The 20,740-nt window shown below is 53.9% G+C and carries 17 protein-coding genes; 6 read left to right on the top strand and 11 right to left on the bottom strand.

Features of this window, described 5'->3' with window-relative positions:
* Positions 1-52: 52 nt before the first annotated feature.
* Positions 53-838, bottom strand: coding sequence for a nucleotidyltransferase domain-containing protein (locus FDW95_RS17175; RefSeq protein ID WP_137363556.1), 786 nt, complete (start codon positions 836-838; stop codon positions 53-55).
* Positions 839-843: 5 nt separating this feature from the next.
* Positions 844-1,971 carry a slipin family protein gene (locus FDW95_RS17170; protein ID WP_115259718.1) on the bottom strand — a complete coding sequence of 376 codons (1,128 nt, stop codon included), beginning with the start codon at positions 1,969-1,971 and terminating at the stop codon, positions 844-846.
* A 451-nt stretch (positions 1,972-2,422) separates the two neighbouring features.
* On the opposite strand from FDW95_RS17170, the gene rtcR reads away from it, so the two are divergent.
* Both rtcR and FDW95_RS17160 read left to right on the top strand, forming a co-directional pair.
* On the top strand, positions 2,423-4,003 hold the full coding sequence (rtcR, locus tag FDW95_RS17165) for an RNA repair transcriptional activator RtcR (protein ID WP_115259719.1): 1,581 nt from the start codon (positions 2,423-2,425) through the stop codon (positions 4,001-4,003).
* Positions 4,004-4,107: 104 nt separating this feature from the next.
* Positions 4,108-4,380, top strand: coding sequence for a DUF3811 domain-containing protein (locus FDW95_RS17160; RefSeq protein ID WP_096758747.1), 273 nt, complete (start codon positions 4,108-4,110; stop codon positions 4,378-4,380).
* Here FDW95_RS17160 and rluF read toward each other — a convergent pair.
* From rluF to FDW95_RS17145, 3 genes are all read right to left on the bottom strand, one after another.
* The gene (gene rluF, locus FDW95_RS17155; RefSeq protein WP_096758748.1) at positions 4,377-5,252 is read right to left on the bottom strand and encodes a 23S rRNA pseudouridine(2604) synthase RluF; all 876 of its coding nucleotides are present in this window, start codon (positions 5,250-5,252) and stop codon (positions 4,377-4,379) included. The genes FDW95_RS17160 and rluF overlap by 4 nt on opposite strands.
* Before the next feature lie 250 nt (positions 5,253-5,502).
* Complete coding sequence (locus tag FDW95_RS17150; protein ID WP_115259720.1) at positions 5,503-5,820, bottom strand: CcdB family protein; 318 nt, start codon at positions 5,818-5,820, stop codon at positions 5,503-5,505.
* Positions 5,820-6,113, bottom strand: a complete 294-nt coding sequence (locus tag FDW95_RS17145; RefSeq protein WP_115259721.1) for a type II toxin-antitoxin system CcdA family antitoxin — start codon at positions 6,111-6,113, stop codon at positions 5,820-5,822. The genes FDW95_RS17150 and FDW95_RS17145 overlap by 1 nt, the downstream gene beginning before the upstream one ends.
* Positions 6,114-6,308: 195 nt before the next feature.
* On the opposite strand from FDW95_RS17145, the gene FDW95_RS17140 reads away from it, so the two are divergent.
* The 3 genes from FDW95_RS17140 (at position 6,309) to pepE (ending at position 7,695) form a co-directional block, all read left to right on the top strand.
* Positions 6,309-6,623 carry a type II toxin-antitoxin system RelE/ParE family toxin gene (locus FDW95_RS17140; RefSeq protein WP_115259722.1) on the top strand — a complete coding sequence of 105 codons (315 nt, stop codon included), beginning with the start codon at positions 6,309-6,311 and terminating at the stop codon, positions 6,621-6,623.
* Entirely contained in the window at positions 6,616-6,894 is a 279-nt protein-coding gene (locus FDW95_RS17135) for an addiction module antidote protein (RefSeq protein ID WP_115259723.1), read from the top strand. Before FDW95_RS17140 ends, FDW95_RS17135 begins: the two co-directional genes overlap by 8 nt.
* Before the next feature lie 111 nt (positions 6,895-7,005).
* Complete coding sequence (pepE, locus tag FDW95_RS17130; RefSeq protein ID WP_115259724.1) at positions 7,006-7,695, top strand: dipeptidase PepE; 690 nt, start codon at positions 7,006-7,008, stop codon at positions 7,693-7,695.
* Positions 7,696-7,823: 128 nt separating this feature from the next.
* On the opposite strand, the gene FDW95_RS17125 is transcribed toward pepE, so the two are convergent.
* Both FDW95_RS17125 and metH read right to left on the bottom strand, forming a co-directional pair.
* Positions 7,824-9,455 carry a Na/Pi cotransporter family protein gene (locus tag FDW95_RS17125; protein WP_096758756.1) on the bottom strand — a complete coding sequence of 544 codons (1,632 nt, stop codon included), beginning with the start codon at positions 9,453-9,455 and terminating at the stop codon, positions 7,824-7,826.
* Positions 9,456-9,607: 152 nt separating this feature from the next.
* Positions 9,608-13,291 (bottom strand): methionine synthase, encoded by a 3,684-nt coding sequence (gene metH, locus FDW95_RS17120; RefSeq protein ID WP_115259725.1) that lies wholly within the window; start codon positions 13,289-13,291, stop codon positions 9,608-9,610.
* A 195-nt stretch (positions 13,292-13,486) separates the two neighbouring features.
* Between metH and iclR the strand changes: the two genes are divergently transcribed.
* Positions 13,487-14,311 (top strand): glyoxylate bypass operon transcriptional repressor IclR, encoded by an 825-nt coding sequence (gene iclR, locus FDW95_RS17115; RefSeq protein WP_096758758.1) that lies wholly within the window; start codon positions 13,487-13,489, stop codon positions 14,309-14,311.
* Positions 14,312-14,398: 87 nt separating this feature from the next.
* Here iclR and aceK read toward each other — a convergent pair whose 3' ends face one another.
* The 4 genes from aceK to metA form a co-directional block, all read right to left on the bottom strand.
* Positions 14,399-16,180 carry a bifunctional isocitrate dehydrogenase kinase/phosphatase gene (aceK, locus tag FDW95_RS17110; RefSeq protein WP_115259726.1) on the bottom strand — a complete coding sequence of 594 codons (1,782 nt, stop codon included), beginning with the start codon at positions 16,178-16,180 and terminating at the stop codon, positions 14,399-14,401.
* 107 nt (positions 16,181-16,287) lie between these two features.
* Entirely contained in the window at positions 16,288-17,592 is a 1,305-nt protein-coding gene (gene aceA, locus FDW95_RS17105) for an isocitrate lyase (protein WP_096759483.1), read from the bottom strand.
* A gap of 156 nt (positions 17,593-17,748) precedes the next feature.
* Positions 17,749-19,350 carry a malate synthase A gene (aceB, locus tag FDW95_RS17100; protein WP_115259727.1) on the bottom strand — a complete coding sequence of 534 codons (1,602 nt, stop codon included), beginning with the start codon at positions 19,348-19,350 and terminating at the stop codon, positions 17,749-17,751.
* A 268-nt stretch (positions 19,351-19,618) separates the two neighbouring features.
* The gene (gene metA, locus FDW95_RS17095) at positions 19,619-20,548 is read right to left on the bottom strand and encodes a homoserine O-succinyltransferase (protein ID WP_096758761.1); all 930 of its coding nucleotides are present in this window, start codon (positions 20,546-20,548) and stop codon (positions 19,619-19,621) included.
* Positions 20,549-20,740: the final 192 nt, after the last annotated feature.

Raw genomic sequence — 20,740 nt, 5'->3', positions numbered from 1 at the left:
CCTACGGTGAATTCGTAGGCCCGATAAGCGGCAATACCATCGGGCAACACAGTCATGACATCACTGTCTCATATAACAGTCGGTCCAGTTCCCTGACATCGCCTTCCCGGCTATCCGGTAACACCGGTGGCGTTTCGCCTCGCGCCAGCTCCTCGCGGATAAACGCATGCAGCAGTGGACGGCGCAGTCCATATTCCGCTTCCCCTGCCCGCTGCTTGCGTTCTAGCAGGTCGTCTATCTCCTGACGCAGCGGCGCATCCAGCTCGCTCCCCGCCAACAGTTCGGCAAAGCGCATGGGTGGCACGCCTTTTCCCGCTTCGACCCAACGCACGGCCAGCAACGGACGCAGCACGTAGAAGTATTTTTTTAGTCGCACTTCATTGCCTTGCAGATAGCCACGGAAGTTTTTTCGCGCCATCGAATAGTAGCGCCAGCGGGCACGCACAGGCGAAAACCATTTTGGCACCAGCGCTTTCAACGCAGACACCGTCGCGTCATCCTGCTGATAAACCACCGGCGAATCCAGCCACTCGATAAGCGTCGGGTTAGCCCCTTTCAGCAGACCCAACGCTTTACGCCACTCCCAGCCGCACACGTCCAGTTCATCGTCTATAGGCAGTTCAATAACATCACGCGGCGCTTCCACCCGTAGATACCATTCTGGCGGATGAACGTACAAAAATCGCACGTCGTAATCACTGTCCGGAGAGGCGAATCCCCAGCCACGGCTGCCGGATTCACAGGCGTACAGCACCTTCACGCCATCGCGCTGTTCCACCTTTTTTAGCTGGCGCACTACCCGTTCGCGCATCGCGGCGGTCACTCCGTTATTGCTCATTTTACTTATCCTTTTATATTCACCAGACCGTGCAGAACCTGGTCCAGACCACCAAATACCGAGATTTTATCGATACGCTCCGCCACTCTCTCGAGGGTTTCCAGCTCTTTTAAACGCAGCGCCACTGGGTTGTTTTCCATCACTTTCGCTGTGTTCAACAACGCGCGCGTGGCGGCCGTTTCTTCACGTCGACGAATGACGTTGGCCTGCGCCGATTTTTCGGCCTCCACCAGCTGCGACAGGATGGTTTTCATATCGCCTGGCAGCACGATATCTTTCACGCCCAGCGAAGCGACCTCAATGCCAAACGGCGTCATGCGGTTTTTCACCTGCGTGCTTACCACGTCATCAATCACCTGCTTATCTTCCAGCAGTTCGTCCAGCGTTCGGGTACCAACCGCCTCGCGCAGCGCAAACTGCAGCTCACGGTACAAGTGATCCAGCGGTTTTGTCAGTTGGCCAAACGCCTGTAATACGCCGCTGTAGCGCCAGTTCGCCGCCAGATTCAGACGCAGGTTGACCTTATCTTTGGTCAGGATCTCCTGCCCACCGACCTCCAGTACCTGCAAGCGGGTATCAACGACTTCCGCTTCCACCAGATGATTCACCTTCCAGTACGCACTCAGCCCCGGCGGCAACAGTGCCTGCGTCTCACCATCAATTTTCAGCACACCGACGTGCCAGGCCGGAACCTGCACCGTTAAGATCGCGTCACGACCTTTTACCGCACCGCTACGGCGTGGCTGTAACACGGCATTCATCACGTCCGTTGGGACCTGAACCTGACCCGTATCCATGCGTACCAACGTTAACGCCTCCTCGGCTCGCCAGTACAGACGACGGGTTGAAGGCGGTAAAATTTCCTGCAAGACGCCGTTCACATACAGCGCACCGGCTTCGGTCTCGGTTAAATCTGCCGCCACACAGTACTGTTCCACCCACGCAGGCTGGAAGCGACGCAGGTACTCCGCCAGCGCCTCAGGAACATCGCTGCCATCGGCATTTACCACCAGAACATCCGGTGTGTTAAACCACGGCAAACGGTGTTCACCTGCATTCAGCACCTTGTAGTAGTCACCCTGGCGGGATAACAGACCAAGCTGGCCTTTACGAATAGTGATTTTCTTCATCATTTTTTATTCCTTATTGTGAGTCAGGCGCGGGTGCAGGGGCGAAGCGGCAGGGGAATTCCCTTTTGCCTGTCGCACGGCGTCATTACCGGCAGCCTGTTTTGGGCGGTGCTGACTGCGCACGAACCCGTTTTATTTCTATGATTAACAACCAGTTTTCATTTGGAGGATGAAATTGGGAATCGAACCCACTTGGTGGTCATCGGCTGACGGAACACCCCGGGAAAACAGCCTGTGCCGTTCCTGACGTGCCGGCGGGGTTTAATCCCCTGCGTTTTCAGCGTTGTTGACGTATCAGGTATTGCCAGAAGCGTGCCAGAAAGAAAAATCATCAAATTTATTTTTTATTGCTTTGATTAATATAATTTTTATTTTTAACACTCAGATTAATGATTGCCGTTGCGCATAGATTTTTTTATCTTTCAATATCGATATTTATCTTTATGGATAAAGCATGAAAAAACGGCGGGTGGTGATTGGCGTTCTGGGCACGGTGCTGGATAAGCGCGGTAAACGGGGGAATCGGTTTAAGAAATGGCGCCCTACGGTTGGACTGTGCCAGCAGGCTGATTTCCCCATCGACAGACTGGAACTGCTCCACCAGCCGCGCGACGAAAGCATGGCACAGCGGCTGATTGAAGATGTCGCCCTGCTCTCTCCTCATACCGAGGTGCGCCCGCATGCGGTGACCATTAACGACCCGTGGGATTTTGAGGAGGTTTACGCCGCGTTCCTCGACTTCGCCACCCACTACACATTTGATACTGAAAACGAAGAGTATCTGGTGCATATCACCACCGGCACACACGTGGCGCAGATTTGTTGGTTCCTGCTGACGGAGGCGCGCTATCTGCCGGCCAGCCTTTTGCAATCCAGCCCGGCACCGCGAGGTTCATCTGATGAGGCCGTCGCCGCAGGTGTCTGCTCGGTTATCGATCTCGATTTAAGCCGCTATACCGCGCTAACCAGCCGCTTTCAGCGTGAGCAGCAGCAATCGGTCTCCTTCCTGAAAGCCGGTATTGATACCCGTAATGCCACGTTTAATACGCTCATCGACCGTATTGAGCGCGTGGCGCTGCGCTCGACCGATCCGATTCTACTGACAGGTCCCACCGGCGCGGGGAAATCGTTCCTCGCCAAACGGATTTTTCAGCTACGCCAGTCACGCCATCTGGTGGCCGGTAAACTGGTAGCGGTTAACTGCGCCACCCTGCGCGGTGACAACGCAATGTCGACATTATTCGGACACGTCAAAGGCGCGTTTACCGGCGCACTTACGCCACGCACCGGTCTGTTGCGCGAGGCTGACGGTGGGGTGTTATTTCTCGATGAGATTGCCGAACTGGGGCTGGACGAGCAGGCTATGCTGCTGAAAGCGATTGAAGAAAAAACCTTTTTTCCGTTTGGTGGCGACAAAGAGGTGCACAGCGATTTCCAGTTGATTGCCGGGACGCATCGCGATATGCAGCAGTGGGTGGCAGAAGGTCGTTTTCGCGAAGATCTCTACGCGCGCATCAATATGTGGCGCTTTGCCCTGCCCGGTCTGGCGCAGCGGCGGGAAGATATCGCACCCAACGTGGAGTATGAGCTCCAGCGCTTTTCTAGCCTCAAACAGGCGCAGACTCGCTTTGATAAAGAAGCGCGCGAGCGCTATCTGGCTTTCGCCTGTTCACCAAAGGCGCTATGGCGCGGCAACTTTCGCGAGCTGAGTTCATCCGTTGCACGCATGGCGACGCTGGCCGAACAGGGGCGCATCACGCTCGCGCTGGTCGAAGAGGAGATCGCGTTATTGCAGGAAAGCTGGCAGCTCACCGATTCACAGCCGGAATTCGATCTGGACATTGACCTGTTTGATAAGCGTCAGTTAGAAACGGTGATCGACGTCTGCCGACGCAGCGCATCGTTATCTGAAGCGGGCCGCGAGCTGTTTGCCGTTTCCAGACTGAAGAAAGCCAATCCTAACGACGCCGACCGCCTGCGCAAATATCTGGCCCGTTTTGGGCTGAGCTGGGAAAACGTCTGTAGCCAATCATAAAATTAAAAAAAGTACCGGGTGACGCATGCTTACCCGGTCTGGATGCTATCAGCCAGCCCAGGATTACCGTACACTGGGTTAATCGGCAAACTGAGGGCAACCGTATGGCACTCCCCCGCATTACCCAAAAAGAGATGACCGAGCGCGAACAGCGCGAACTGAAAACGCTGCTCGACCGCGCGCGTATTGCACACGGTCGACTGCTAACCAACGCGGAAACCAACAGCATTAAGAAAGAGTACATCGATAAGCTGATGCTGCAGCGCGAAGCTGAGGCTAAAAAAGCCCGCCAGTTGAAGAAAAAGCAGGCTTATAAACCGGATGCGGAATCCTCGTTTTCCTGGTCAGCGAATACGCCAACGCGCGGCAGACGTTAACGCCCTTTCTTCTTACGCCCCGGCTGAACAAAACGTTTACCGTTGGATGCCGGGCGCGCTTTCTCTTTCTCAGCAGCTTTTTCGATTTTCACCACCGGGCGCTTAATGCCTGCAGTTTTTGGCTTCGCTTTCGGCTTCGGTTTCGCTTCCGAGGAAGAGTTTTCAATCAGCTTGAACAGATCGATCAGCTCATCATCGGTCAGGTCACGCCATTCACCCAGCGGCAAACCAGACAAGCCGATGTTCATGATCCGCGTACGTTCAAGTTTTACCACTTCATAGCCAAAGTGTTCGCACATCCGACGGATCTGACGGTTCAGGCCCTGCACCAGAGTGATACGGAAGACAAACGGAGCCTCTTTCCTGACCTTACATTTCTTGGTGACGGTACCGAGAATGGGGACGCCCGCCCCCATGCCACGAATAAAGTCATCGGTTACGGGTTTATCGACCGTCACCAGATACTCTTTCTCATGATCGTTACCGGCACGCAGGATTTTATTCACCAGGTCGCCGTGGTTAGTGAGAAAGATCAGCCCCTGGGAATCTTTGTCCAGACGACCAATCGGGAACACGCGCTTACTGTGATTAACAAAATCAACGATGTTATCGCGCTCACCGTCTTCAGTGGTGCTGACAATACCGACCGGTTTGTTCAGCGCGATAAAAACCAGATCTTCCGCTTCACGCGGCTCAATCAACCGACCATTCACTTTCACGACGTCGCCAGGCATCACCTGATCGCCAATGGTGGCGCGTTTGCCATTCAGGAAGACATTCCCTTGTTCGATAAAGCGATCCGCTTCGCGACGCGAGCAGATTCCGCTTTCACTGATGTATTTGTTTAATCGGATGGATGAGTCGGGCAGCATAATTTCTCCTGTATACACTTCATCCTTCAAGCTGTCTCTGCGTTGGCTGCCCTCACTCACCCAGGTCACATAGCAATCTATGCCCCCAGGGATTCGCTCCCTTGCCGCCTTGATACAACTTGAATGATCTTGTGTATTAAAAGCGAAATATACCCTACCTTGCGGGCGATAAAAATAATCGTGAACGCCAGTCCCGACACTATTTGCGATCTGTCACGCCTTTCAACATAATCAGCCCCGTCATGGCGCTCTAATAACCATTAATCAGAAAATCAATTGCATCTCGAAGTTCAGCCCTGTTTGCGGTCAGGTCTCCCACACAGTTACCCATATTTTTCAAAGGGATGCCTGTCATCATGTGCGTCATCACCACATAGGCTTGCCCACCAATACTAACAACAGGACAAATTTTAGCTGGAGGTACTTCGTCAGGGAACTGACTGAGCGCTATAACGGGTGCAACCAGTACATGCCGCAAAACAGCGGCCACCGGATGCTGTAAGCTAATTAAAAACGGATAAACACTTTTTCCACTTCCAGTGTTCTCATAAGCGCAATACTGCTCCATCAGAATGTCCTTTGAAAATCACTGAACGAACCGTTTTCTTCCACCCATTGATTTAATACTTCTATCGATTTTTTATTATCCCGCAACCATTCTTCGCGTCTGTTCTCACGAAATTTTTCGATTAGGGCTTCGGTTAAAACAGCTGACAGATTGATTTTAAGCTTACGTGCCTCTTCCAGTATCTCTGGAGCCAGAGAGACATTAACTGATTTTTTTACCTTAGATACAGTGCGCATGATAACCCCCATAGCAATGCGCATGACATACCTAAGGTTAGCGTAATAAGCGAGCATTTTCTATTCCCCGACCAGCAAATCATCATGTCACAGTAGGGTGGTTGCACAGACCTGTCACGCCCCGAAGAAAAAGTCTGCGAGGCGCTTTCCTGTTTCCTCCAACCCAGGTATGCCCGCATCACAAACTTACTTAATATCCACTCTCAACTTGTCAATTCAGAATGTAGTTTATAAAATACATGGAACGTACTCATGGAAATTCTTCAGACAATGGTTTTCCAACGTTGGGAGCAAAACCTACGGGACAGGAGAGCTAAAACGCTCATTGCTACACGCCTTTTTCGTTTGGCTAATGGTTTAGCTGGTGATGTCAAACCTGTTGGAGAAGGCATCAGCGAAATGCGCATTTCCAACGGTCCTGGTTACAGGATTTACTTTAAACAGCAAGGCTGCCACATCATCATTTTGTTATGTGGGGGCGATAAAAGCTCACAAGCCAACGATATCACTATGGCAAAAATGCTCGCCCGTTCACTGGATTATCAAGAGATCCGCCACCATGAATAAACTTACTCGGTACGATCCCGCAACTGCGCTGGTTGATGATGAAGAAATTGCCGTATTTATGGCGGACGCCCTCGAAACAGGCGATGCAGCGTACATTGCAAAAGCCCTGGGCGTGGTGGCTCGCGCTAAGGGAATGGCGAACATCGCGGCAGAAACGGGATTATCCCGCGAACAACTTTATCGCTCTTTTAGTGAGAAAGGTAACCCAACGCTGAAAACTACGCTTGCAGTGATGAAGGCGCTCGGTATTGAATTGACACTTAAAAAATAGCCCCTGCTTCTATCTCCCCCCTTCCAACATCGTGAGCCATATCAGTGAGGCGTTATACTGACGGTGGTAACATGACCGCGGTTTGTAATTTTTTGATTACATGGAGAAATGATGGAACTGCTTTTATTGAGTAACTCGACGCTGCCGGGCAAAGCCTGGATGGAACACGCGCTACCGCTGATTGCTGAGCAACTGAACGGTCGCCGTACTGCGGTGTTTATCCCGTTTGCTGGCGTGACGCAAACCTGGGATGAGTACACGGCGAAAACGGCCGCCGTCTTTGCTCCCATGGGCGTCGACGTCACGGGTATTCATACCGTTGCCGATCCGGTGGCGGCAATTGAAAATGCAGACGTGGTGATTGTCGGTGGTGGTAACACCTTCCAGTTGCTGAAAGAGAGTCGCGAACGCGGGCTGCTGGCGCCGATTGTTGACGTGGTCAAACGCGGCGCGCTGTACATTGGCTGGAGTGCAGGTTCCAACCTCGCCTGCCCAACCATCCGTACCACTAACGACATGCCGATTGTCGATCCAAAAGGCTTTGATGCCCTGGGCCTGTTCCCACTGCAGATTAACCCGCACTTCACCAACGCGTTGCCGGAAGGCCACAAAGGCGAAACGCGTGAACAGCGTATTCGCGAGCTGCTGGTGGTTGCGCCAGAGCTGACGGTAATTGGTCTGCCAGAAGGCAACTGGATCAAGGTGAGCGATGGTCAGGCGGTTCTTGGCGGCCCGAACACCACATATATCTTTAAAGCGGGTGAAGACGCGGTTGCCGTTGAAGCAGGCCACTGCTTTTAGTGGATTTGTTGTCTGATGCCGGATGGCGGCTGCGCCTTATCCGGCCTACAAGATTGACGACAAAATTGACGGTTATCCGTAGGCCCGGTAAGCGTAAGCGCCACCGGGCAACATTTCACCTGTCCCCGTTAGTAATCATCCCGTTCGTCGTCTTCGTCCGGTTGCTCCAGCACGCTGTAGGCAACGGAGCAAAATAACGAGTTCAGACGCTGCATGTCGCCTAACAGCGCGAGGTGTAGGGAACTGGTTTCGATGCTCTGCACGTTTTGCTGATGCAGGCGATCGACGTGTGCGTGCGAATAACGACGGTTAAGAATACGAAAACGGTGTTTGCTGCGACGCAGTCGACGGGCGCTGGTCACGTCGCCAGAGAAGAACACGGACATCGCCAGCTTCAGGTTGTTGAGCAGCTGATCGTAGAGCGCATCCAGCTCTTTCAGACCTTCCAGAGAAAAGGCCCGGCGCGCGGCCAGCGACTTATCGGCAATCTCGCTCCCCATGCGTTCGACGATATCGGAAGCCTGCTCCAGGTTGAGCGACATCTCGATAATCTCCGCCCAGCGCTTTGACTCCTCTTCCGCCAGCTCATCTTTTGGCATCCGCGCCAAGTAAAGTTTGATCGCGGTGTACAGCACGTTGATATCGTCGGCCATCCTGCGCAGCTCTTTTTCCTCGCGCGGCTCACCGTGCATCACCCGCTTCAGCCCTTCCATCATCTGCTCCATGGCGTCACCAATACGCAGGGCTTCGCGAGCCGCATTCGCCAGTGCGAGCGTCGGGGTATCGAGTGCGCTGACGTCCAGATGCTTGGGCTTCAGATGGCCGTCCAATTCCGGCTCATCGCGGATAATACGTTTGCAAAAGCGCGCCATCGGTTCGGCGAACGGCACCATTGCCACGCAGCGCACCAGGTTGTAGAAGACGTGGAAGTAGATAACCAGTTCGGATTTTGGCAGCGGCAGTTCATCCATCAGATTCGCCAGCGGATGCACAAACGGCAGAATAATCAGGCTGCCCACCAGCTTAAACAACAGGCTGCCGAGCGCCACGCGGCGGGCGGCAGCGTTGGCGGCACTGTTATTGAGCATCGCCAGCAGGCCGGAGCCGAGGTTCGCACCAATCACCAGACACAGCGCTACCGGGAACGAAATAATACCCGCGGCTGTCAGCGTTGCCGTCAGCAGGACCGCCGCCAGGCTGGAGTAACTGATAATCGCGAACATGGCACCAATCAGCGCATCGAGCATGATATCGCCGGTGAGCGAGGCAAAAATGACCTGCACCCCGTTGGCCTGAGTGATCGGCGTGACCGCCTGCACAATCAGCTCCAGCGCCAGTAAAATGAGCCCCAGCCCGATGCCTACGCGCCCCAGTTGCCCAACGCGGGACTGCTTACGTCCGAGGAAGAAAACAACGCCAATGAAAATCAGCAGCGGCGACAGCCACGAGAGGTCAAAGGTCAGGATACGCGCCATCAGCGCGGTCCCAACGTCAGCGCCAAGCACAATCACCAGCGCAGGCGTCAGCGCCACCAGATCCTGGGCGACAAACGACGTCACCAGCATGGTGGTGGCGTTACTGCTTTGCACCAGAGCAGTAACGCCAATGCCCGCGCAAAAGGCGAGCGGCTTCTTTTCAACGCTACGGCTGAGCACGGTACGCAGGCGTGCGCCAAAGACGCGCATCACGCCGGTACGCACGATATGGGTACCCCAAACCAGCATCGCCACGGCAGAAAGCAGGTGTAACAGAGTTAGCACGGAATCAGGTTCTCCTTATCGTTATATGCTCCTGAGGCTCATGACACCAACGCGCACAAGTTCCCTTCAGTATAAGGGTTTAAACGTAATAAAGAGACAGGGCACTCATTGAGCGCCCTGTTTGTTGTAAAGAAAGATAACAGTTTTGTGAATCAGTCGGCGTCGTAGCCTAAGTTAGGCGCTAACCAGCGCTCAACTTCTGCCACGCTCATGCCTTTACGGAAGGCATAATCTTCAACCTGATCGCGTTGAATTTGTGCGACGGCGTAGTACTTGCTGTCCGGATGACTGAAGTACCAACCGGAAACCGATGCACCAGGCCACATGGCGAAGGATTCTGTGAGTTTCATACCGGTGTGCGTTTCTACATCCAGCAGTTCCCAGATGGTCGCCTTCTCGGTGTGCTCAGGGCACGCCGGATAGCCCGGAGCCGGACGAATACCTTGATAGTTCTCGCGGATCAGTTCGTCATTACTGAGGTTCTCGTTCGCCGCATATCCCCAGTAAACTTTACGCACCCGTTCATGCAGATATTCAGCGAAGGCTTCCGCCAGACGATCGGCAATCGCTTTCACCATGATTTTATTGTAATCATCATGCTGTGCGTCGAACGCGTCAGCCAGCGTGTCTTCTTCCAGGCCGCCGGTGACGGCGAAAGCGCCAATGTAATCCGCTTTACCGGAGGTTTTCGGTGCCACAAAGTCAGACAGGCAGTAGTTAGCAAAACCAACCTTCTCCGTCTGCTGACGCAGATGGTGGCTGACGGTCAGGACGTGCGTCCGCGTTTCATCCCGGTAGATCTCAATGTCATCACCTACGCGGTTAGCCGGGAACAGGCCAACGACACCACGCGGGTTCAGGGTTTTCTCGGCGCTCAATTTATCCAACATGTCGTTGGCATCTTTGAACAGGCGTTTAGCCTCTTCACCCACCACCTCATCTTCCAGAATGCGCGGATATTTCCCGGCCAGCGACCAGGTCATAAAGAACGGTGTCCAGTCGATGTAGTTGCGCAGCGTTTCAATGCTGGCTTCAACTTCCTGCACGCCCAGGCGGTGCACCACTGGCGGGGTATAGTTTTCCCAGTCGAAGGCCAGGTCGTTATCACGCGCGGCCTCCAGCGTCACCGGCGGGGTACGCGGTTTTTTACGCGCATGCTGAATACGCACAGTTTCGTACTCTTTACGCGTGCGGGCGACAAAGTCATCGTGTTGGGTATCAGACAGCAACGCAGCCACCACGCCGACGGTGCGCGAGGCGTTCTGCACATAGACCGTCGGGCCGCTGTAGTTCTGCTCGATTTTCACCGCCGTGTGCGCTTTTGAGGTGGTCGCGCCGCCAATCAGCAGCGGAATAGTAAAGCCCTGGCGCTCCATCTCTTTCGCTACGTTGACCATTTCGTCCAGCGACGGGGTGATCAGCCCGGAAAGGCCAATCAGGTCAGCATTCACTTCGCGTGCGGTGCGCAGGATTTTCTCTGCCGGCACCATCACGCCAAGATCGATAATTTCGTAGTTGTTACACTGCAGCACCACGCCAACGATGTTTTTACCGATGTCGTGCACGTCGCCCTTGACGGTGGCGATCACCATCTTGCCGTTGCTGGAGCCTTTCTCTTTGCTGGCTTCAATGTACGGTTCAAGGTAGGCCACCGCCTGCTTCATCACGCGAGCAGACTTCACCACCTGCGGCAGGAACATTTTACCGTCGCTGAACAGGTCACCAACCACGTTCATGCCGTCCATCAGCGGCCCTTCGATAACCTCAATCGGGCGCGCAGCCTGCTGACGGGCTTCTTCGGTATCCTGCTCGATAAACTCGGTAATGCCTTTCACCAGCGAGTATTCCAGGCGTTTTTTCACGTCCCAGCTGCGCCATTCTGCCAGTTGCGTATTGGCCGTTTCGTCAGTTTTGCTGCCGCGATATTTCTCTGCCAGCTCCAGCAGGCGTTCGGTACCGTCATCGCGGCGGTTGAGGATCACGTCTTCAACCGCATCGCGCAGTTCGGCAGGCAGATCGTCATAAATCGCCAGCTGACCAGCGTTCACAATGCCCATGTCCATGCCGTTGCGAATGGCGTAGTACAGGAACACTGCGTGGATCGCTTCGCGCACCGGGTCATTGCCACGGAACGAGAACGAAACGTTGGAGACACCACCGGAGATTAGCGCATGCGGTAGTTCGCGTTTGATGTCTTCACAGGCACCGATAAAGTCCTGCGCGTAGTTGTTGTGCTCTTCGATGCCGGTCGCGACGGCAAAGATGTTCGGGTCAAAGATAATGTCTTCCGGCGGGAAGCCCACTTCTTCGGTGAGAATTTTGTACGCCCGGCGGCAAATCTCAATTTTACGCGCGCGGGTATCGGCCTGACCCTGTTCATCAAAGGCCATCACCACCACGGCAGCACCGTAGCGACGGACCAGTTTGGCATGATGGATAAACGGCTCAACGCCCTCTTTCATCGAGATGGAGTTAACGATGCCCTTACCCTGAATGCACTTCAGCCCTTTTTCAATGACGTCCCATTTCGAGGAGTCGATCATGATCGGTACGCGAGCAATATCCGGTTCACCGGCGATCAGGTTGAGGAAACGCACCATCGCCGCTTCGGCGTCAAGCATCCCCTCATCCATGTTGATATCGATAATCTGCGCGCCGCTTTCCACCTGCTGGCGAGCAACATCCAGCGCTTCGCTGTATTTTTCTTCTTTAATCAGTCGCTTAAACTTGGCAGAGCCGGTGACGTTAGTACGTTCACCGACGTTAACAAACAGGCTGTCATCACCAATGTTCAGCGGCTCAAGGCCTGAAAGACGGCAGGCAACCGGCAGTTCCGGCAGTTGACGCGGCGGTAAACCTTCAACCGCACGGCTCATGGCGGCAATATGTTCCGGCGTGGTGCCGCAGCAGCCGCCGACGATGTTCAGGAAACCCGCTTCAGCCCATTCGCGGATTTGCTTCGCCATGGTGTCAGCGTCGAGATCGTATTCGCCGAAGGCATTTGGCAAACCGGCATTCGGGTGCGCGGTGACATAGCAGTCGGCAATCCGCGACAGTTCCTGTACATACTGGCGCAGCTCGTCCGGGCCTAACGCACAGTTGAGGCCGAAGGTCAGCGCGTCAGCATGGCGCAGTGCGTTATAGAAGGCTTCGGTGGTCTGCCCCGAGAGCGTACGCCCGGAAGCGTCGGTGATGGTGCCGGAGATCATAATCGGCAGCTCAACGCCCAGGGCTTCAAATTCGGTTTTTACCGCAAAAATAGCGGCTTTGGCATTAAGCGTGTCAAAAACGGTTTCGATCAGGATCAGGTCGCTACCGCCTTCCACCAGCGCTTTAGTGGATTCACGGTACGCGGCCACCAGCTGATCAAAAGTAATATTGCGGTAGGCGGGATCGTTGACGTCCGGTGAGATAGACGCGGTGCGGTTAGTCGGACCGAGAACACCCGCGACATAGCGCGGTTTATCCGGCGTACGTGCTGTCCATTCGTCGGCGCAGGCGCGCGCCAGTTTTGCCGCGGTGAAGTTGATTTCCGCCGACAGGGATTCCATCTGGTAATCCGCCATGGCGATAGTCGTCGAGTTGAAGGTGTTGGTTTCAATGATATCCGCGCCCGCTTCAAAGTAGGCATGATGAATCGCGGTGATAACCTCCGGCTTGCTCAGCACCAACAGGTCGTTGTTGCCTTTCAGATCGCTCGGCCAGTCGGCAAAGCGTTGGCCGCGGAAATCGTCTTCACTCAAACGATAACCCTGGATCATGGTGCCCATACCGCCGTCCAGCACCAGAATACGTTCTTTTAACTGCTGACGTAATTGTTCAACTTTGCTGCTCACACTCACTCCCGACAACGCTCAACCAGACCGAAAAAAGGCCAACAAAGCATACTGGCATAAACCAGTGAGGTGGAAAAGCAAACAACGACCAACATGAGACATGTTCAGCTTCACTCATCCGATCAGTACAGGAACTCTTGCATTATAATTGAATAAAACGAAAATGATTTCCACGATACAGAAAAGGAGTCTGCCATGGTTGCCACTGTCCCCGCGAAACGCGGTAGAAAACCCGCCGCCACAACTACGCCTGCAACCGGGCAGGTTCAGTCTTTGACCCGAGGTCTGAAGCTGCTGGAATGGATTGCGGAATCCAACGGCAGCGTAGCGCTGACCGAGCTGGCGCAGCAGGCCGGTCTGCCCAATTCCACCACGCACCGTTTATTGACCACCATGCAGCAGCAGGGTTTTGTGCGTCAGGTGGGTGACTTAGGACACTGGGCCGTGGGCGCCCATGCGTTTATCGTCGGCAGTAGCTTCCTGCAAAGCCGCAACCTGCTAGCGATCGTCCACCCGATTCTGCGCAAGTTGATGGAAGATTCCGGTGAAACAGTGAACCTGGCGGTGCTGGACCACAGCGACCATCAGGCGATTATCATCGATCAGGTACAGTGCACACAGCTGATGAGAATGTCTGCCCCTATCGGTGGCAAACTGCCGATGCACGCCTCTGGCGCGGGGAAAGCGTTCCTGGCGCAACTCAGCGAAGAACAGGTTACCAGCCTGCTGCACCGCAAAGGCCTGCACGCGTATACCCACGCCACGCTGGTCTCGCCGGTGCATCTGAAAGAAGATCTCGCCCAGACCCGTAAGCGCGGTTATTCGTTTGATGATGAAGAACATGCGCTGGGCCTGCGCTGTGTGGCGTCGTGCATTTACGACGAACATCGCGAACCGTTCGCCGCCATTTCGATCTCCGGCCCGATCTCCCGCATTACCGACGACCGCGTCACCGAGTTCGGTGCGATGGCAATCAAAGCGGCCAAAGAGGTCACACTGGCATACGGTGGGATTCGTTAAGATGGGACTTCCGGGTGGCAGCTACGCCTGGCCCGGCCTGCTATCCAATGTTGGGGCTGATTTGTAGGTCTGATAAGCGCAGCGCCATCAGGCACGGCGCATATTGCCGGATGGTGGCGCAAAGGCCTTATCCGGCCTACGGTCGGTTTCATAACGCACGCTAAACCGCTGGCGGCGCCGATAGGCGTAAACGTCTTCCACGTGCCCTTCACGGATCCGCGTTTGCAGACCTCGCCAGTAGTCGGCGCAGAACAAATCGGCATGCATCTCTTCAAATAACGGTCCAATACGCGGATCGGCGCACAGCCAGTGACGAAATTCTTCCGGAAATACATCTCCCGGCGAGACGCTGTACCACGGTTCGCTGGCCAGCTCATCCTCCGGGTAACGCGCGGGCGGGATATGGCGGAAATTCACCTCCGTCATGTAGCAAATTTCATCATAGTCGTAGAACACCACCCGCCCGTGTCGGGTCACGCCGAAGTTTTTAAACAGCATGTCACCCGGGAAAATATTGGCGGCAGCCAGTTGGCGAATAGCGTTACCATATTCTTCTATCGCATCCCGCAGCTGCTGGCCTTCGACCTGCTCCAGCCAGATATTTAGCGGCACCATCCGCCGTTCGATATACAGATGACGGATCACGACCTGCTCGCCGAGATCGGTCATTTTTTCGGGTACTTCCTGCTGCAACAACGCCATCAGCGCCGGGGAAATTTGTCGTTTATCCAGCACAAAATTTTCGAATTCCTGGGTATCGGCCATGCGTCCAACGCGATCGTGCTCTTTGACCAGTTGGTAACAGGCGCGGACGTGGGCCGCAGACATCTCTTTTTGCGGCGCAAATTTGTCTTTAATAATTTTGAAGACCCGATCGAATCCAGGCAGAGTAAACACCAGCATCACCATGCCGCGTATTCCCGGCGCTTCGATAAACTGTTCATCGCAGTCGGCCAGATACAGCAGATATTCACGGTAGCTTTCGGTTTTCGCATGCTTCTGACAGCCAATCGCCATATACAGCTCGGCGGTAGTTTTACCGGGCAGGATCTCACGCAGCCACTCGACCAGTGCCGCAGGCAACGGCGCGTAGACCATAAAGTAAGAGCGGGCAAAACCAAACACAATGCTGGCTTCCGCCGTAGTCGTCAGACAAGTGTCGACAAACAATTCGCCTTCGTCAGTGCGGTGAATAGGCAGTAAAAACGGCAGCGTGACCTCTGGTGTGATCAGTTTTCCCACCAGCCAGGCGGCCTTATTGCGATAAAACAATTCGTTCGCCGCCTGCAAATGGCAGCGCGCCAGCACCGCTTCGCCAACAATTTCCGTCAGGTGCTCGATGATGTAGTGAATATCACGCTGTTTATTCTGCCATGGCAGACGAAGGGGGAGATCGCTGAGCACGCGCGTGAGCAGCCCTTCCCAGCCTGAATCTGGGAAAAAGTCTTTCGCCAGCGGGCGCGGGATAGTACGAAATCGACGTTCTGACTGAGAGCTGAAAATAAACAACCGCTCGGGCGTCAGCGAGCGGTGATCAAATAACCGGCAGTACACGGAGTTAAAAAAGCTCTCGGCAATCTCAAAGCGCGGATAGTCCGGCAGCAACTGGGTGTAATGCTCTTTTACACGCAGTAAAAATGCCGCATCGGTACTTTTGCCGTCGGTAATGCAGCGCAACTGTTCCACTACCAGACCAACGTGATGATCGTAGAGATGGATACGGCTTTTCATCGCCTGCTGCACAGCATGCCAGTCAGCGTGTTCAAAACGCTGCTGCGCGCCGGACGTCACTTCCAGAAACCGGCCATACTGCGCATCAAAACCTTGCAGGATGGTTTGGGCAATCAGCAATTCCAGGCCACGCGACATCTTTTGCCCTCGTTCAGAATCGAATAATGCCGGATGGCGCATTCGCGTATCCGGCCTACACAGAACTGTAGGCCCGGTAAGCATTACGCCACCGGGCATCAGGTCGATCAGAACTGTGATTCTTCAGTGGACCCGGTCAGCGCAGTAACGGATGACGCGCCACCCTGAATGATGGTCGTCACTTTGTCGAAATAACCGGTACCCACTTCCTGCTGGTGGGATACGAAGGTGTAGCCATCTTTCGCCGCCGCAAATTCTGGCTGCTGAACTTTCTCAACGTAGTGGCGCATACCTTCGCCCTGTGCATAGGAACGCGCGAGGTCAAACATGTTGAACCACATACTGTGGATACCCGCCAGGGTAATGAACTGATATTTATAGCCCATATCGGACAGCTGTTGCTGGAAGCTGGCAATGGTTTTGTCATCCAGGTTCTTCTGCCAGTTAAACGACGGCGAACAGTTGTAGGCCAGCAGTTTGCCCGGATATTTAGCATGGATGGCATCGGCAAAGCGGCGCGCCAGTTCGAGATCCGGTGTGGAGGTTTCGCACCACACCAGGTCAGCATACGGGGCGTAGGCCAGTCCGCGACTGATCGCCTGCTCAATACCCGCATGGGTACGGTAGAACCCTTCGCTGGTGCGCTCGCCGGTAATGAACTCGCTGTCGTAAGGGTCGCAGTCAGAAGTAATCAAATCCGCCGCGTCAGCATCGGTACGGGCAATAACCAGCGTCGGGACGCCCATCACGTCTGCCGCCAGACGGGCCGCCACCAGTTTCTGGATAGCTTCCTGAGTCGGTACCAGCACCTTGCCGCCCATGTGACCGCATTTTTTCACCGAGGCGAGCTGATCTTCGAAGTGAACCGCCGCTGCACCGGCTTCAATCATCGACTTCATCAATTCAAACGCGTTCAGGACACCGCCAAAACCGGCTTCGGCATCGGCAACGATCGGCAGGAAGTAATCCACATAGCGCGGATCGGTTGGCTCAATGCCGGTTGACCATTGGATCTGATCCGCCCGACGGAAGGTGTTGTTGATCCGATCCACCACGGCGGGCACAGAGTTAGCCGGGTATAGCGATTGATCCGGGTACATGCTGGAGGCCAGGTTGGCGTCTGCCGCCACCTGCCACCCGGAAAGGTAGACCGCTTCAATACCGGCTTTCGCCTGTTGCAGCGCCTGACCACCAGTCAGTGCACCGAGGCTGTTGATATAACCTTTCTTCGATCCGCCGTGCAGCAAACGCCACATTTTCGCTGCGCCAAGCTGCGCCAGCGTACATTCCGGGTTGACCGAGCCACGTAACTTCACCACTTCCTCCGCGCTGTACGGGCGGGTAATGCCTTCCCAGCGTGGTTGTGTCCATTCTTTCTGTAAGTCTTCGATTTGTTGGGTACGGGTTTTCATGTGCAGATGCTCCATATTATTCTCCTGGCTTCCCAGGCGTTATTGGTGAAGGCAGTTTGGTCACGGTCAGCGCGCAAAAACCGGAGCGTACTTATAGTACGTGAGGATTTTGAGCACTGCCCGGGGCTAAAATGGCGAACAAAATAGCCTGGGCTGTTAAGCCAGTAAGCGGTAGCCTGGCAAGGTAAGGAAGTCGATCAGTTCGTCAGAGGTGGTGATTTGCTCCATCAGGCGTGCGGCGTCATCAAAGCGCCCGCTGCTGTAGCGGTGTTCACCCAGCTCGTCCTGAATCACCCGCATTTCTTCGGCCAGCATCTGACGGAAAAGCGGTTTGGTCACCGGCTTACCGTTGCTGAGGGTTTTCTGATGGTGGATCCACTGCCAGATGGAGGTACGGGAGATTTCGGCAGTTGCCGCATCTTCCATCAGGCCATAAATCGGTACGCAACCGTTGCCAGAGATCCACGCTTCGATGTACTGCACGGCAACGCGAATATTGGCGCGCATGCCTTCTTCAGTACGTTCCCCTTCGCACGGAGCCAGCAGTTGTTCTGCAGTAATCGGCGCATCCTCTTCTCGGGTGACAAACAGCTGATTTTTGTTGTTGCCCAGCACATCGTTGAAAATCGCCATTGCGGTATCTGCCAGTCCAGGGTGAGCAACCCAGGTCCCGTCATGACCGTTATTGGCTTCCAGCGCTTTATCCGCTTTAACTTTTGCCAGCACCTGATTGTTGCGCTCAGCGTCTTTGCTGGGGATAAACGCCGCCATACCGCCCATCGCAAAAGCACCGCGTTTATGACAGGTTTTAATCAGCAGACGCGAGTAGGCGCTGAGGAACGGCTTATCCATCGTTACCACCTGACGATCAGGCAGAACACGATCCGGGTGATTCTTGAGGGTTTTGATGTAGCTGAAAATGTAATCCCAACGACCGCAGTTGAGGCCGACAATATGGTCACGCAGCGCGTGCAGGATCTCATCCATCTGGAAAACGGCTGGCAGTGTTTCGATCAGCAACGTGGCTTTTATCGTGCCGCGTGGCAGATTAAATCGATCTTCTGTATAACTGAAGACTTCACTCCACCAGGCCGCTTCTTGCCAGGCCTGCGTTTTCGGCAAATAGAAGTAAGGACCACTGCCTTTAGCCAGCAAGGCTTTGTAGTTGTGGAAGAAATAGAGGGCAAAGTCGAACAGACTGCCGGGAATCGCTTCCTCACGCCAGGTGACGTGTTTTTCCGGCAGATGCAGGCCACGTACACGACAAACCAATAACGCCGGATCGGGCTTCAGTTGGTATATCTTGCCAGCGTCGTTGGTGTAACTGATGGTACCGTTCACCGCATCGCGCAGGTTGATTTGCCCGTCGATCACTTTACCCCACTCGGGAGCCAGTGAATCCTCAAAGTCAGCCATAAAGACTCTAACGTTGGCGTTGAGCGCGTTAATCACCATCTTGCGTTCAACGGGTCCGGTGATTTCCACGCGACGATCCTGTAAATCATCAGGAATACCGCGAATCTTCCAGCCACCTTCACGAATGGAAGCTGTTTCCGAAATAAAATCAGGCAACTTACCGTCATCAATATCCTGCTGCTGCTGAATACGCGCGGCGAGAAGTTTATTGCGTTTTGGCGTAAATCGAGTCACCAATTCGGTCAGGAATTCCACCGCCTCTGCGGTCAAAATCTGCTGTTCCTGCTCGCCATGCGGCCTGGTAAAAACCAGCTCATCGGTTGTTGTTGCCTGTTGATTCATTGCGTAGTTCCTCGTCATTGATCCAAACACATCCCCAATGCGAACGAAGGATCGTTGTGCGGTTTTCGTTCAGCACAACTAAGACTACCCATTTAAATTTCAAAATCAAAAACAATTTCCATTTTTAATTTAATTATCAATTAACTTATTGATAACAATCATAATAAAAATTAATCACACCGTGAGGTGCGTTTCGGAAATAAAAAAAGCACCCGAAGGTGCCTGATTCAACATGCTGAAACGCTTAAGGATCGTTTGCTACAGAAGATTAATCCAGCGTTGGATTCATGTGGCGCAGATCGTATGGCGTGATCTGGTAGACGTAATAGTTGAGCCAGTTAATAAACAGCAAATTGCCATGGCTACGCCAGCTTGCCCGAGGTTTGTTTTGTGGGTCATCTTGCGGGAAATAGTTGTACGGAACGTCCGGGGTCAACCCCGCTTCGGCGTCACGAAAATATTCACCGGCCAGCGTATCGGCGTCATATTCCGGATGACCCGTCACGAACGCAATACGTTTATCTTTACTGGCAAACAGGTAGGCATCGCCCTCTTCCGTCTCGGCAAAAATCTCGAGATCGGTGTAATCCCTGATCAACGCAGCAGGGAAATCAGCATAGCGTGAGTGCGGTGCAAGGAAGGCATCATCAAAACCACGTGTCAGCAGGGCATGGGGATGAAGGATGTGGTGTTCGTATACACCTGAAAGCTTGTCGTTGCGGGTTTGCTTGGGGATGCCATAGAGGATATTCAGTGCGGCCTGCACCGCCCAACAGACAAACAATGTTGATGTAACGTGGTCTTTCGCCCACTCCAGTACCTGTTTGATCTGCGGCCAGTAGGCCACATCGTTAAACTCAACCAGGCCTAACGGTGCCCCGGTGACGATCAGTCCATCAAAGTTCTGATCGCAAATATCCTCGAAATTACAGTAAAAGTTATTCAGATGCTCCGTCGGCGTATTGCGCGACTCGCGGGCATCAATGCGTAATAGCTGAACGTCCACCTGCAGCGGTGAGTTCGACAATAACCGGAGAAACTGGTTTTCCGTTTCGATCTTCTTCGGCATCAGGTTGAGGATAAGCACCTTCAGAGGACGAATTTCCTGACCGGATGCGCGGGATGTCGTCATGACAAAGACGTTTTCCTCACGCAAGAAATTGACGGCGGGTAGCTCGTCCAGCACGCGAATTGGCATAACCTGATAACCTCACAACATACGTTTAAACGTTTAGACATCCAGATAGCTGACAATAACCAGGAATCGTGTGAATGTCGAGCCTGCATGCTCAAGGTGAGAAAGTTTCACGACTCACTCGCTGTAGAATAGTGCAGTAAGAGTCAAAAGGAGAATGCTTTGTCGTTCACGGGCAGGATAAAGGACATTTTA

The organism is Citrobacter sp. wls718, from assembly GCF_005280945.1.
Lineage (GTDB): Bacteria > Pseudomonadota > Gammaproteobacteria > Enterobacterales > Enterobacteriaceae > Citrobacter > Citrobacter gillenii.
Note: the sequence above shows the minus strand (reverse complement) of the source record. Positions and strands in the feature narration are given on the sequence as shown.

Bases quoted from the DNA above. Each gene is read 5' to 3' on its own strand.
- FDW95_RS17170 (WP_115259718.1), bottom strand. From the start codon at position 1,971: ATGATGAAGAAAATCACTATTCGTAAAGGCCAGCTTGGTCTGTTATCC.
- FDW95_RS17145 (WP_115259721.1), bottom strand. From the start codon at position 6,113: ATGCTCGCTTATTACGCTAACCTTAGGTATGTCATGCGCATTGCTATG.
- FDW95_RS17140 (WP_115259722.1), top strand. From the start codon at position 6,309: ATGGAAATTCTTCAGACAATGGTTTTCCAACGTTGGGAGCAAAACCTA.
- aceK (WP_115259726.1), bottom strand. From the start codon at position 16,180: ATGTCGCGTGGCCTGGAATTGCTGATTGCCCAAACCATCCTGCAAGGT.
- iclR (WP_096758758.1), top strand. From the start codon at position 13,487: ATGGTTGCCACTGTCCCCGCGAAACGCGGTAGAAAACCCGCCGCCACA.
- aceA (WP_096759483.1), bottom strand. From the start codon at position 17,592: ATGAAAACCCGTACCCAACAAATCGAAGACTTACAGAAAGAATGGACA.
- FDW95_RS17175 (WP_137363556.1), bottom strand. From the start codon at position 838: ATGAGCAATAACGGAGTGACCGCCGCGATGCGCGAACGGGTAGTGCGC.
- FDW95_RS17150 (WP_115259720.1), bottom strand. From the start codon at position 5,820: ATGGAGCAGTATTGCGCTTATGAGAACACTGGAAGTGGAAAAAGTGTT.
- rtcR (WP_115259719.1), top strand. From the start codon at position 2,423: ATGAAAAAACGGCGGGTGGTGATTGGCGTTCTGGGCACGGTGCTGGAT.
- FDW95_RS17135 (WP_115259723.1), top strand. From the start codon at position 6,616: ATGAATAAACTTACTCGGTACGATCCCGCAACTGCGCTGGTTGATGAT.
- rluF (WP_096758748.1), bottom strand. From the start codon at position 5,252: ATGCTGCCCGACTCATCCATCCGATTAAACAAATACATCAGTGAAAGC.
- aceB (WP_115259727.1), bottom strand. From the start codon at position 19,350: ATGAATCAACAGGCAACAACAACCGATGAGCTGGTTTTTACCAGGCCG.
- pepE (WP_115259724.1), top strand. From the start codon at position 7,006: ATGGAACTGCTTTTATTGAGTAACTCGACGCTGCCGGGCAAAGCCTGG.
- FDW95_RS17160 (WP_096758747.1), top strand. From the start codon at position 4,108: ATGGCACTCCCCCGCATTACCCAAAAAGAGATGACCGAGCGCGAACAG.
- metA (WP_096758761.1), bottom strand. From the start codon at position 20,548: ATGCCAATTCGCGTGCTGGACGAGCTACCCGCCGTCAATTTCTTGCGT.